General features: G+C 61.0%; 5 protein-coding genes. All 5 read right to left on the minus strand.

The genetic code is table 11. The features are described 5' to 3' along the window. Positions 1 to 11,312 (minus strand): calcium-binding protein (locus tag KF827_RS06855; protein WP_291002392.1); only part of this gene is annotated, 11,312 nt, incomplete at its 3' end. A gap of 837 nt (positions 11,313 to 12,149) precedes the next feature. Beyond that, a complete protein-coding gene (locus KF827_RS06860) occupies positions 12,150 to 12,353 on the minus strand; it encodes a hypothetical protein (RefSeq protein WP_291002395.1) in 204 nt (67 codons plus the stop codon). A 31-nt stretch (positions 12,354 to 12,384) separates the two neighbouring features. Continuing rightward, complete coding sequence (locus KF827_RS06865; protein WP_291002598.1) at positions 12,385 to 13,224, minus strand: DMT family transporter; 840 nt, start codon at positions 13,222 to 13,224, stop codon at positions 12,385 to 12,387. A gap of 17 nt (positions 13,225 to 13,241) precedes the next feature. Continuing rightward, complete coding sequence (locus KF827_RS06870) at positions 13,242 to 13,760, minus strand: NUDIX domain-containing protein (RefSeq protein ID WP_291002399.1); 519 nt, start codon at positions 13,758 to 13,760, stop codon at positions 13,242 to 13,244. Beyond that, positions 13,757 to 14,656, minus strand: a complete 900-nt coding sequence (locus KF827_RS06875; RefSeq protein WP_291002402.1) for an NAD(P)-dependent oxidoreductase — start codon at positions 14,654 to 14,656, stop codon at positions 13,757 to 13,759. Before KF827_RS06875 ends, KF827_RS06870 begins: the two co-directional genes overlap by 4 nt.

The following is a 14,656-nucleotide window of genomic DNA, read 5'->3' on the forward strand; positions in this document are numbered from 1 at the left end:
TTCAAGCTATCGGAGCCCGCAGCCAGATCGATGCTGGCGCCCGCCACCGTGCTGGTGAGCGTGACGCTATCCGCGCCGGTGCCTCCGGTGATGGTTTCGGTATTGGCCACCGAAACGGTGTTGCCGCCCGCACCGAGGATCAGCTTGTCGTTGCCGCCGGCCAGATCGATGCTGCCGGTGCCGCTATAGGTGACCGTATCCGCGCCCGAATTGCCGGTGACGGTTTCGACATTGTTGACGGTGAGCGTGTTGGTGCCGCTGCCCAGTGTGAGTTTGTCGGCGCCCGCGCCACCATTCACGGTCTCGACATTGCTGACCGTGATGCTGCCGCCGGCCGCACCGAAATTCAGCACATCGTTGCCAGCCCCCAGATCCACCCGGCCAGTGCCGTTGAAGGTGACCGTATCGGCGCCCGTGCCGCCGGTAACGGTTTCGATATTGGTGGTGGTAAGCGAATTGGTGCCATTGGCCAGGGTCAGGCTGTCATTGCCGGCCAGCAGATCGTAATTGCCGCCAGAGACCACGGAGGCGAGCGTGACATGGTCGTCGCCCGTGCCGCCGGTGATGGCTTCGATATTGCCGGCCGTCAGCGTGTTGCCGCCATTGGCCAGGGTGAGGCTATCGCTGCCGCCACCGAGATCGATGCTGCCATTGCTCAGCTTATTTTGCAGCGTGACCGCATCGTTGCCCGAACCGCCGGTGATGGTTTCGGTATTGGCCACCGTTACCGAATTGGCCGCGCCGGTGAGGATCAGGGTGTCGGAGCCGCCTGCCAGATCGATGCTGCCGGTGCCGCTATAGGTGACGGTATCGTTGCCCGAGCCGCCCAACACGGTTTCGACATTGGTAGCGGTGAGCGAATTGGTGCCATTGGCCAGTTGCAGTTTGTCGTTGCCATCACCCAGATCGTAGCTGGCACCCGAGACCGCACCGGCCAGCACCAGGATATCATCGCCGGCACTGCCCGGCATGGTGACTTCCTGGCCATTCAGCAGCAGGCCGTATTGCACAGCCAGCGTCACGCCGCCATTGGCGAAATTGGCATAGGTGATGCCGTCCACAACCGTATCGGCCAGGCGGCCGGTGAAACCGCTGGCATTGATCACATCGCCTGCATCGCCACGGATCACCAGCGTGTCGCTGTCGGAAATGCGCAGCACATCGGTGGGCGTGAGGGTAACCGTATCAAGGCCGCCATTGGCCAGGTCCAGCACCTCGAAGCCGGTGATGCGGCTGTCGTTCAGGTTCAGCGCGCTGGTGGCGCTGGCAACCTTCAAGGTATCGGTGCCGCTGCCGCCGGCGATCATGGTGTCGGCGCTGTCGTAGATGATTACGTCGTTGCCGCTGCCGCCATCCAGCTTGTCGGCGCCCTCCCCGCCATCCAGATAATCGCTGCCGGCGCCGCCATAAAGATTGTCGTTGCCCTTGCCGCCCAGCAACGTGTCGTCGCCCGAGCTGGCCCACAGCACGTCGTTGCCGTCGCCGCCATCGATGGTGACCGAGCCATGGCTGTAGGTGGTGCTGGTCAGATCCACCACATCGTTGCCGCCGCCGGCATTGATGAACTCGACATTCTTGATGCGCGCGCCGCTGACCGCGGCATCGCTGTATTTGTCGTCGAGGAACAGCGCGTCGTCGCTGTCGCTCAGCTGCACCGTGTCGATGCCGTCGCCGCCATCGATGATATCGTAGGTGCGCACATCGCCGGTGATCGAAACGGTTTCGTTGGTGCCGGCCGCATCCGGGCTGCCGACATTCTTGGCCGCCCAGCCGCTGGTCCAGATCGCATCCTGCGAGGCGATGAACAGATCATTGCCGGCTCCGCCCGACAGGATATCGGACCCCGCGCCGCCGCTGATGGTATCGTTGCCATCGCCGCCGGTGAGCACATCGTTGCCATCGCCGCCGATCAGGTACACGCCGGTGGAGCCGGTGACCGTGATGGTATCGTTGCCCGAGCCGCCGGTGACGGTTTCCACATTGGCAACGGTGATCGTGTTGGTGCCATTGGCCAGTTGCAGGCTATCGGCGCCCGCACCGAGATTGATCGTTGCACCAGTGACGGCGCCCGACAGCGTGACCGCATCGTTGCCAGTGCTGCCAACGATGTTTTCCACATTCGCCAGGGTGACATTGCTGCCGCCGCTGAGCGTGACCGTGTCGTTGCCCGCGCCAAGATCCAGCGTACCGGTGCCGGAGAAGCTGACGCTATCGGCGCCCGAACCGCCGGTGACGGTTTCGACATTGGCAACCGTGAGCGTGTTGCCGCCATCGGCGAGCTTCAGGCTGTCGTTGCCGGCGCCGAGATTGATCGTACCGCTGCCAACCGTGTTGCTGAGCGTGACCGCGTCATCGCCCGAACCGCCGGTGATGGTTTCGGTATTGGTCACCGTGACGCTGTTGCCGCTGCCGGTCAGAGTCAGCTTGTCGGAGCCGGCACCAAGGTCGATCGTGCCGACGCCGCTATAGGTGACGTTATCGTTGCCCGAACCGCCGGTAACGGTTTCCGCATTGGCAATGGTGAGCGTGTTGGTGCCATCGGCGAGTTGCAGGCTGTCTTTGCCGGCACCCAGATCGATATTGCCGCCAGCAAGGGCGCCGCCCAGCGTGATGATGTCGTTACCCGAACCGCCGGTGATGGTTTCGATATTGGTGAGCGTGGCGCTGTTGCCGCCATTGGCCAGCTGCAGGCTGTCGGAACCCGCCCCCAGATCGATCTTGCCATTGTTCAGGCTGGCCGTGAGCGTGACCGCATCCTTGCCGGAGCCGCCCTGGATATTCTCGATATTCGCAGCCGTAACGCTGTTGGCGCTGCCGGTCAGGGTCAGTGTGTCGTTGCCGCCGGCCAGATCGATGCTGCCGGTGCCGCTAAAGCTGACGCTGTCATCGCCCGAACCGCCGGTGATGGTTTCGACATTGGCGATGGTGAGCGTATTGCCGCCATCGGCCAGCTTCAGGCTGTCGCTGCCCGCGCCGAGATCCACCTTGCCATTGGTGAGGCTGGTGGTGAGCGTGATGCTGTCCGCGCCGGTGCCGCCGGTGATGGTTTCGATATTGCCTGCGGTGACGATGTTGCCCACGCCATTCAGGATCAGCGTATCGGAGCCGCCGCCGAGGTCCACCTTGCCGGTAAGCGCGGTGGAAACCGTAACCGTATCGTTGCCCGAGCCGCCCGTGATGGTTTCGGTGTTGGCAACCGTAAGGCTGTTGGTGCCATCGGCCAGGGTGAGGCTGTCGGAGCCGCCAGCCAGATCGATGCTGCCGCCGGCCACGGCCGCCGCCAGGGTGATAGCGTCGTTGCCCGAACCGCCGGTGACGGTTTCGACATTGGCCAAGGTGGCGCTGTTGCCGCCATCGGCCAGCTTCAGGCTGTCGCTGCCCGCGCCGAGATCGACCTTGCCATTGCTGAGGCCGGTGCCCAGGGTGACTGTATCGGCGCCCGAACCGCCTGTGATGGTTTCGATATTCGCAGCGGTGACGCTGTTGGCGGAACCGGTCAGGGTCAGGCTGTCGGCGCCGGCGCCGAGATCCAGCGTGCCGGTGCCGTTATAGGTGACGGTATCGTCGCCCGAACCACCCTGCACGGTTTCCACATTGGCGACCGTGAGCGTGTTGGTGCCACCCGAAAGGATCAGCTTGTCGGAACCGGCGCCGAGATCGACGCGGCCTTCGGCATTGGCGCCGAGCGTGATCGTATCGTTGCCCGCGCCGCTGGTGACGGTTTCCGCGCCGCCCACCGTGGCCGTAACGCCAGTGCCGGTGAACTTGATGCTGTCGGCGCCATCGCCCAGATCGATGGTGCCACCGGCGCCATTGAAGGTGACGGTGTCGTCGCCATAGCCGCCAGTGAGGCTTTCGACATTCGTGACAGTGAGGCTGTTGGTATCGTCGGCCAGGGTGAGGCTGTCGGTGCCCGCGCCCAGATCGACGCTGCCGCCGGCCACGGCCGCAGCCAGGGTGATGTTGTCATTGCCCGAACCGCCGGTGATGGTTTCGACATTGCCAATCACGGCGCTGTTGCCGCCATCGGCCAGCTTGATGCTGTCGGCGCCATCGCCCAGATCAATCTCGCCATTCACCAGGCTGGCCGTGAGCGTGACCGCATCCTTGCCGGCGCCGCCTTCGATATTCTCGATATTGGCAACCGTCACGGCATTGGCCGAACCGGTGAGGATCAGGGTGTCGTTGCCGCCCGCCAGATCCAGCGTGCCGGTGCCGCTATAGGTAATCGTGTCGTCGCCCGAACCGCCCTGTACGGTTTCGACATTCGCAACCGTCAGCGTGTTGTCGCCGCCCGAAAGGATCAGCTTGTCGGAACCCGCGCCGAGATCGACATTGCCAGTGGCATCGGGGCCAAGCACCAGGGTGTCGTTGCCGGTGCCGCCGGTGACATTCTCGACATTGCTGGCGGTGACGGTGACGCCGCCATTGCCAAGCTGTAGCGTATCCTCGCCATCGCCGAGATCGACACTGCCAGAGCCGTTGAACGTGACGGTATCGTCGCCCGAACCGCCCACCAGGGTTTCGACATTGGATACGGTGATGACATTGTCGCCATCGGCCAGCGTCAGCTTATCCTTGCCGCCGGCCAGATCGATGCTGCCACTCAACACCGGATCCTGCAGGGTGATGTCGTCGTTACCCGAACCGCCGATCAGGGTTTCCACATTGGCAACCGTGAGCGTGGAGCCATCGGAAGCCAGGATCAGCTTGTCGTTGCCATCGCCAAGATCGATGACGCCCGCGACAGACGGCGGCACCAGAGTGACCGTGTCGTCGCCCGCACCGCCGGTAATGGCTTCGACATTCGAGACGGTGACATTATTGCTGTCGCCGGTCAGGGTCAGGCTGTCTTTGCCGCCGCCGAGATCGATGCTGCCAGTGCCGCTATAGGTGATGTCGTCGTTCGAGGCGCCGCCCTGCACAGTCTCCACATTGGCGACCGTGAGGCTGTTCGGGCCCTCGTTGGAAAGGATCAGCTTGTCGGCGCCATCGCCGAGATCGACGCTGCCGCCATCCACGGCGCCATCCAGCGTAACGGTATCCGCACCCGTGCCGCCCGTGATGGTTTCCACATCGGCGATGCTGACCGTGTTGCCGCCATCGGCCAGCGTGACGCTGTCTTCGCCCGCACCGCCCTGGATGGTTTCGGCGCCAGCAACCGTGACATTGGCGCCATCGTCGTCGAGAACCAGCTTATCTTTGCCGGCGCCAAGATCGACATTGCCGTCGCCGTTGAAATAAACCGTGTCGTCGCCCGCACCGCCGGCCACGCTTTCCACATTGGTGATGGTGACGCTGTTGCCGCCATCGGCCAGCGTGACGCTATCCTCGCCATCGCCGAGATCGATACCACCGCCCTGGATGGGTTGGGTGAAGGTGACATTATCCGTGCCCGACGAACCGTTCAGGGTTTCGACGCCGGACACGGTGACATTGTTCGGCCCCTCGCCGCCCAGCGTGAGGGTATCGTTGCCGCCGCCCAGATCGATCTTGCCGGATCCGTTGAAGGTGACATCATCGTCGCCCGCACCGCCGGTCAGGGTTTCGACATTGCTGACCGTGATGGTGTTGCCGCCATCGGCCAAGGTCAGTTTGTCGTTGCCATCGCCGAGATCCACTTCGGCGCCATCCACCGGGCCGCCAAGCGTGACATCATCGCCGCCAGTGCCGCCGATGATGGTTTCGGTACCGGTGACCGTGACGCTGTTGCCGCCATCGGCCAGTACCAGCGTGTCGTCGCCACTGCCCAGATTGATCTGCGTGCCGGTGCTGGGCTCGCCCAACGTTACGGTGTCGTCGCCCGCGCCGCCATTGATGGTCTCGGTGCCGGTAACGGTGACATTGCCGCCACCCGGGCCGAGCGTGAGCGTATCCTTGCCGCCGCCCAGGTCGACATTGCCATCGCCATTGAAGGTGAGGGTGTCGTTACCCGAACCGCCAGTGACGGTTTCGATATTGGTGGTGGTGAGCGTGTTGCCGCCATCGGCCAGGATCAGGCCGTCATTACCATCGCCGAAATCGAAATCGCCGTTGGAAACCGTGGTGTCGAGCTGCAGGGTAACGTCGTTGATCACCGAGTCCGAGATGATCTTTTCGACATTGACCGCGGTAATGCGGCTCTGATCGTTGGCGAGCTTGACCACATCATAGCCAGCGCCGCCATCCACATAGGATTTGCCGGTGAGCAGGATGTAATCGTCGCCCGAACCGCCGATGATGGTTTCGACATTGCTGACGGTGACGGTGTTGCCGCCATCGCCAAGCCGCAGCAGATCGGCGCCATCGCCGCCTTCGATCACGCCGCCCTGCAAGCCGCCGGTAAGATTGATGGTGTCGTTGCCGCTGCCGCCGGTGATGGTTTCAACGCCGGAGAGCGTGACGTTATTACCGTTATTGGCGAGCGTAACGGTGTCTTTGCCGGCACCGCCCTGCACGATTTCGACATTGGCCAGCGTGACCGAGTTGGTGCCATCGCCCAGCTTGACCACGTCGATGCTTTCGCCGAGATCGAGATAGGCCTTGCCATTCAGGGTGATGGTGTCGGTGCCATTGCCGCCGATAATGGTTTCGGTATTGGCGACTTCCAGCGTATTCGGGCCGTTGGCCAGGATCAGCTTGTCGTTGCCGCCAGCCAGATCGACCTTACCGCCATTGATCTGTTCGGAGAAGGTGACGGTATCGTTGCCGGCACCGGCCGTGAGCGTTTCAACGCCAGCCACAGTGACGGTATTGCTGGCACCCACCAGAGTGAGGCTATCGGCGCCGGCACCCAGATTGACGCTGCCGGTGCCACTGAAGGTGATGGTGTCGTTACCGGTGCCGCCGACCAGGCTTTCCACATTGTAGACCGCCAGCGTGTTGTCGCCATTGGCCAGCTTCAGGGTATCGAAGCCGCCGAACAGGTCTACCTTGCCGCCGGTCACCGCGCTGGCAAGGGTGATGCTGTCCTGCCCGCTGCCGCCATCCACACTTTCAACATTGGCGAAAGTAAGCGTGTTATCGGCATTGGTGAGGCTGATCTTGTCGTTGCCGGCACCCAGATCGATCACGCTGCTGGACGGCCAGGTGCTGGTCAGCGTGAGATGGTCGTTGCCGGTGCCGCCGCTGATCTGCTCGATATTGGCAACCGTGGCGGCATTGTTGCCGCCATCGGCAAAGCGCAGCACGTCGGTGCCTTCGCCCAGGTCGATGCGACCGGTGCCGGCGAAGGTGACCGTATCATTGCCAGTGCCGCCGGTGGTGGTTTCCACATTGGCGACAGTGAGCGAGTTGGTGCCGTTGGCGAGTTTCAGCGTGTCGCTGCCGCCAGCAAGGTCCACCTTGCCATTGGTCATCAGCGAGGTGAGCGTGATGTTGTCGGCGCCCGCCGAACCCGCCACCGCCTCGATATTGTTCAGCGACAGCGTATGGGTGCCGCTGAGGCCCACGGTGTCGAAGCCCGCGCCCAGATCCAGGCTGGACAGCGACTGATTGGGGCCGAGATAGACCGTATCGTTGCCCGAAGAGCCGACAACGGTTTCGACATTATTGACGGTGATGACGCTGCCGCCGACAGCCAGCACCAGCTTGTCTTTCAAACCGCCGCCGAGATCGTAGGAGCCGGTAACCGCATCGCCGATGGTGATGGTGTCGTTGCCGCTGCCGCCGATCAGGGTTTCAACGCCGAATACGGTCTGGATATTGGTGCCGTTGGCCAGTTTGAGCGTGTCGTTACCGCCGCCGAGATCGACGGCCTGGTTCTTCACCACCGCCTTGTTGGTGATGAAATCGTCGCCCGAGCCGCCGACGATGGTTTCCACGCCACTGACGGTAAGAGTGTAGTCGCCATCCTTCAGGGTCAGCTTGTCGGCACCGCTGCTCAGATCGACGCTGCCGGTCATGCCGCCGGTAAGAGTGATCTGATCGGCGCCCGATCCGCTGGTGATGGTTTCGGCGCCGCTCACCTCGACGACATTCGCACCCTTGGCGAATTTGACGCTGTCGTTGCCGGCGCCGAGATCGACGCGGCTGCCCGCATTCATCTGCGTGGAGATTGTCAGCGTGTCGTTGCCGCTGCCGCCGGTGATGGTTTCAACATTGCTGATGGCGATCTTGTTGGTGCCATTGGCCAGCTTCAGGCTGTCGTCGCCCGCCCCCAGATCGATGGTGGCCGAGGCCAGCGCCGAACCCATGGTGAGCGTGTCGGCGCCATCGCCGCCGATGATATTCTCGACATTGGTGACGGTGCCGGTATTGGCGCCGCCGCTGGCCAGGAACAGACGATCGCTGCCGGCACCAAGATCGATCGACACATTGGGCGTGAGCAACTGGCCCATGCGGATCACATCGGCGCCGGAATTGCCGGTGATCACTTCGATATTGGATACCGAGATATTGTTGGAGCCCTTGGCCAGATTGAGCTGGTCGGTGCCCTCCATCAAATCGACCTGGCCGGACATGGCCTTGCCGAGATTGACAATGTCGTTGCCGCTGCCGCCGATGATGGTTTCGGTGTTCTGCACCGTCAGCGTATTGCCGCCATCGGAAAGCTGCAGGGAGTCGCGGCCGCCAGCAAGATCGATCTTGGCATTGGTAAGCGAGGTGGAGGATGTGACAACATCCGCCGCACTGCCGCCCGTGACCGTTTCGATATTGGCAATGGTGACATTGCTGCCGGCCGAACCGAGCTTCAGCGTATCGGCACCCGCGCCCAGATCGACATAGGACGGCACTTGCGCGCCAACCACCGAAACGGTGTCGCTGCCGCTGCCGCCGATGGTGGTCTCCACACCGCCGATGGTGACCTTGTTGGTGCCATTGGCCAGGATCAGGGTATCGGCGCCATCACCAAGCTGCACATTGGCCTTGGCCGTGGCATTGCCCAGCGTGATCGTATCGGCCTGATTGCCACCGACAATGTTTTCGACATTGGTGACCGCGCCGGTATTGACCGCATCGGCCAACTGCAGGCTGTCCTGGCCCGCGCCAAGGTCGATCTGATGCGACGTGGTGAGCGCATCCTTGAGCTGGACCGTATCGGCGCCGGAACCGCCGGAGACGGTTTCCACATTGGTAAGGGTGAGCCTGTTGGCACCGCCGACGGTGACCACCTTGTCGGCGCCCGCACCGAGATCCATCTCTGCGGAGCCGGCCTTGGTGACCGTGACGGTATCGCTGCCGCTGCCGCCGGTGACGGTTTCAACACCGGCAACCGAGATATTGTTGGTGCCGTTGGCAAGCGCCACGCTGTCGTTGCCGCCCGACATGTCGATGACCATGCCACTGGCGGGCGCACCGATCTGCACGGACTCGCTGGCATTGCTGCCGGTCAGGGTTTCGGTATTGACGACCGTAACCGTGCCGTTGGTGCCGTTCAGGGTCAGCTTGTCGTTGCCGCCGCCGAGATCCACCGTGCCGGATGCGGCATCGCGGAAAGTGACGGTATCGGCGCCCGACGAACCCACCAGGGTTTCGACGCTGGCAACCGTGAGCGAGTTGTCGCTGCCGGTAAGGGTCAGCTTGTCGTCGCCGGTACCGAGATTGACGCTGCCCTTGACGATCGAGGTGCCAAGCGTGATGTCGTCGTTACCGGATTCGGCGCCAGTGGAGATATTCTCCGCATTCTTGACGGTGCCCACATTGTTGGCGCCCTCAAGGCGCAGCGTATCGATGCCGGCGCCGAGATCGACACTGGACGATGTGGTGAGCGAATCCGTGAAGGTGATGTTGTCGGTGCCGGAATTGCCGGTAACCGTTTCGATATTGGTAACGGTGAGCGTGTTGTTGGCCTTGCCCAGGCTCAAGCTGTCTGCGCCATCGCCCAGATCGTAGCTGGCGCCGCTGATCGGCTTGTCGGTGGTGATGATATCGGCGCCGCTGCCGCCCACCAGGGTATCCACATTGGCAATCGTTGCCTTGTTGCCGCCATCGGCCAGCTTCAGGCTGTCGTTGCCAGAGATCAGATCGATATTGCCGTTCTGCAATTGCGTGGTGAGCACCAGGGTGTCGGCGCTGGCGCCGCCGGTGATGCTTTCCACATTGGCGGCGGTAACGTTATTGGAATCGTTGGAAAGCTTCAGCGTATCGTTGCCGCCGCCGAGATCGACGTTGAGCGCTTCGGCGCGTTGCGTGACCGTGACGATATCGGCGCCATTGCTGCCGACCAGGGTTTCGACGCCCGAAATGCTAACCGTGGAAGCGCCGCCGAGCACCACGCTGTCTTGCCCGCCGCCGAGCGACAAGCTGAGCTTGCTGGTGCTGCCCGATACATAGATCGAATCATTGCCGGTGCCGCCGGAAACGGTTTCGACATTGGCAATCGTGACGTTGTTGGTGCCCGAGGTCAGCGACAATGTGTCGGTACCGGCACCGAGATCCACAACAACATTCGGATTGTCGCCAACCAGCGTGACGGTTTCGCTGCTGGCGGAGCCCGTGATGGTCTCTACATTGGCGACGGTGAGATTGTTGGTGCCCTTGGACAGGGCGAGAGAATCCGCGCCGCCGCCGAGATCGACCTGCACGCCATTGGCGCCATTGGTGATGGTGACGGTATCGGCCCCATTGCCCGAAAGCAGGGTTTCCACGCTGCTGACCGAAACCACGTTGCCGCCATCGGCCAGCGTGACCTTGTCGGCCCCATCGCCCATGTTGAACACGCCGCCGGTAACCGCGGTTTCCACGGTGACCACATCGGCGCCGCTGGCACCGCTGACGCTTTCCACATTGGCGACGCTGACGGTATTGCCGCCGGCGCTGAGCGACAGCGTATCGGTGCCACCACCAAGATCGACGCGGGAGCCGGATTCGAAGGATTTCAAACTGGAAACGACATCGTTGCCACTGCCGCCGATAACGGTTTCCACGCTCATCACACTGACGGTGTTGCCGCCATCGGCCAGTTTCAGGCTATCGGCGCCATCGCCGAGCGAAACCGTGGCCTTCGACATCGGCGTGGCATAAGTGACGCTATCCGCGCCCGCGCCGCCAATAATGTTTTCGATACCGCTGGCCGTGACCGTGTTACCCAGCGAAGACAGATTGAGCGTGTCGGTGCCACTGCCGAGATTAACGAAAGCCGAACCGGACGTGCCCAGGCTGATCGTGTCGTTGCCGCTGCCGGTGGTGATACTTTCGGTGTTGCTGACGATGACGCGGTTATTGCCGTCACCGAGGATCAACTGGTCATTGCCACCCAGCAGATCGATCGGAGCGTTCGCCGCGGCTTGCGCAATCGTGACGACATCATCGCCGGCGCCGCCTGTCAGCGCGTCGATGCTGTTTAGGGTAACATTGTTACCACCGTCACTCAGCGTGGTTGGATCAGCCACGGTCGCGCACACTCCTTCGAAAGAACCAGTTCATCGCAGGTCGGTTTTCTGAACCGCAGATGAACCATTGAAAAAATCGCCACCACAACAAAAGCACCAAAAGTGACAAAACCATTTTAAGACAAACAAACCAGCGGCCATCCATTTCAGGATGCCTGCCGGTTCAAAAGCCCTCGCCACTTCCACCACTCAAGACTGCTGCACCGCCTTCCGGCGTTCAGAATTTCGAGTGGTTTTCACTACCGCCAGACGACTAAACCTGATTCGGCTTAACCAGCCTTTCGCGATGGCCAGACACTACCACGGATTGCGCGTCAACCAAGCAAAAAAGACAATAAAAACATGATAATCATCACATGCGGCATTTTAGCACGCACCTGCGAAATCGCGTCATAATTCCATGGATTCAGGCTCAAAAGACCTAATCATGGGTTGTATTTCCAACATCCGAGCAAGGCCATATCGGCTCGCCCGACACCCTGCGAAAGTAGGCCCGATGGTCGATATAGCTGACCCAGCGGAAGTCTTAGCCGCCTGCGCGTTCCTGATGGACTGCTGGCCACAATGTTCCAAGTCTGAAATCTGCGGCCACCCCAAACCAAATGATGCCCAATATTTCGCCACAAAATTCAGCGGCTTAGTTCGAAGTGACTAGATCAGCCTCAAGGCCATGCCAGAAGTATTGCGAATTTTTATCGAACAGAAATACAACTAAACAAAATTTTTATGTGTAATACACTAATGCCGCCCGATATCCGCGGAACTGCAAAACTGGCACCAGCATCAATCATGATCACGGTCGCGTGATGCGCGGCATACGCTAATGGCCGACGGAGATCAGCCCTGCCCTGCCTGCCAGGCAGCGGCATCGCGGATCACGATGCTGAATCGGTCAGCCAGCTCCACCAGCGCGGCCCGGCCGACCGCTTCGGCCGAGAGCGGCTCGCCCCCCAACGGATCGGGCAGCGCGCGGGTGCCCGTGGCAGCCGCCACCACGGTGTTGCGGAAGCCCAGATCGAGGGCGGCCCGCGCCGTGGCCATACCTGTCCCATACGCAATCAAAAATGCACAGTCACCTGGAACAAATCACTATGCCAACAAAGATTATGATCGCGCCAACAAGACGCAATCTGCGCACATCCTCGCGCAACATGAAATAACCGAAAAGCGTAACCACGAGGACGCTGGTTTCACGCAATGCCGACACGACACCGATAGGCGCTCGCGATAACGCGAACAAAAAAATGGAGAATGAGGCCGTGCCCAATAATCCACTAAGTAAAATTGGCGCCGCCTGATCGCGTAAAGCAGAAAACAAACGGCCCCGGCGCATCACAAAAGCCACCAGGACAAAAAAACTGCCATCCAGGGCAACAAGCCAAGCAATATATGAATACGGCTCCCCACTTGCGCGTATGCCCATGCCATCGACGGCGCTATAGGCCGCGACGGATAAAGCCGTAGCGATAGCAGCAACCCAGAAACGTGGGGCTAAAGCCACGCGCCTGCCGTCCAAAGCCATTGCCAGCAAACCGCATGAAATCAGCAATATGCCCGCTGCCTGAGCCATGCTTGGAATCTCCCCAAGCAAACCGAACGCTGCCAACGTGGCAAAAAGCGGCACCAGCCCCCGTGCAATAGGATAGCCTTGGCCAAGATCGCCCGTAGAATAAAGTACGGAGATAGAGAGTTTATATATTGCATGGAGCAGGATTGAAGCGGCCAGCACTGGCCATACGGATTGCGGCAATGGAGGCAGCCAGAAAACTGCCGGCCAAGCTATACCAGCACTGACGATGTTCATTCCCGCCAAGCCAACGAGGCGATCCGCACCGGCTTTGATGAGGGCATGCCAGGCCCCATGCAGCACTGCCGCGCCGATCACGACCAACAATATCCAGTCGGTCTGCATGCTCACGAAGCCATTACTCAGCCGATACGGCTGCGATTGATGTGCTGCCAAAGCGCAAAGGCGTCGTATGGCGTAATCCGCGGCATGGCAAGCAAGGCCTGAGCGCTGAAGGCGCCTATGGCGCGGCCTTCGCCAAGCCTTAATTCGGAAAGTTGCTTGGTTGGCAACGTCACTTCATAGAAAGCTCGTGAAATCTTGCCGAGACCGCAATAGGTGAAGTCGAAATCAATCCTGGAAAAATACCTTGGCAAAGAGGCAGGTATAACAAGAGCGAGCTCTTCATGCAGTTCTCGAAGCAAACCGTCTATTTCCGTCTCTCCTTCCTCCATAGCTCCGCCGAACAGACCCCAATGATCAGGAAAGAATATCTGCGGTATCGCATCGCGATGCTGCAACAGATACCTACCATCATCAAGCTGTAGGATCGCAACTGCGGCAGGTTGCGGCCGCAGGCGCGCCGTGGAAACCAGGAAAGGATGATCCGGGGGCAGCATGCCCGACGGTTGTTCGTCCCGCGGAGGATCGCCGACAATCATTGCGAAGCGGCGGCTCCAGCCTCGACAGAATGCGCCGTTGCGAGGCCGTCTTCCAGAGAGGTGAAACGAAAATCAGGGAAAGCCTTGTGCAAAGCCGTAATATCGAAACGCCGATAAGTTATCGGAGATTGGCGCGGGGTATGCACGACCGGAACAGGCGGCGAGAAATGCCCCGCCACCAGCCGCGCCACATCGTCGAAACTTGGAGAATGGCCCGTAGCCAGATTTAGTACGCCATCCGATGTATGTTGCAGCACCAACTGGATCAGCGCAGCGGCATCATCGACTGCGATATGGTCTCGCGTTTCCTCACCCGCCCCACCGAGCGTGATCTTGCCGTCCTTAACGGCTTGGCGGCGGAAACGGTTGGGACCGTAAGAATTATGCGTATCTCCAGCACCATAGACCATTGTAGGGCGAAGAACCGCATAAGGAATCTTGGCCGCCGCCTGGCGCAGCAACGTTTCGCGAGCTAGGTGCATGGCGCTGTATAGATCTGTGGAAATCGCCGGGCTTTGCTCAGAGACAAGGCCATTATCGAATGGATAGACCGCATCCGAACTGACATAAACAACATGGGATGGTGTTTTCATCTCTATGGCGCCGCAAACAGCGTCTGCCATGGCGATGTTGCGCATAAAGGTGGCGCGATCTCGCCCTTTATCTGGAGTCAGCGCGCTGAGCAGCACCACGGCATCGCCTTCCCGCAGCACGCCTGCCAATGCCGCCCCTGCCTCAGCCTTGGTAAGATCAATTTCGGCAGAGGTAAGCGGCAGATGCGACATGCCGGCTGCGGTCAATCGCCGGCATAGCGCACGGCCGATGAAGCCCCTGGCCCCGATAACGACGACCCGAGGCAACTGCGCTCCGGTGGCTTCTCGATGATGCGTCAGCAT

It is taken from the genome of Ferrovibrio sp. (assembly GCF_019636075.1).
Classification (GTDB): domain Bacteria; phylum Pseudomonadota; class Alphaproteobacteria; order Ferrovibrionales; family Ferrovibrionaceae; genus Ferrovibrio.

What these genes read in the sequence shown, in the direction of transcription:
- KF827_RS06870 (WP_291002399.1), bottom strand. Translation starts at nt 13,760, where the DNA reads ATGATTGTCGGCGATCCTCCGCGGGACGAACAACCGTCGGGCATGCTG.
- KF827_RS06860 (WP_291002395.1), bottom strand. Translation starts at nt 12,353, where the DNA reads ATGGCCACGGCGCGGGCCGCCCTCGATCTGGGCTTCCGCAACACCGTG.
- KF827_RS06865 (WP_291002598.1), bottom strand. Translation starts at nt 13,224, where the DNA reads ATGCAGACCGACTGGATATTGTTGGTCGTGATCGGCGCGGCAGTGCTG.
- KF827_RS06875 (WP_291002402.1), bottom strand. Translation starts at nt 14,656, where the DNA reads ATGCTGACGCATCATCGAGAAGCCACCGGAGCGCAGTTGCCTCGGGTC.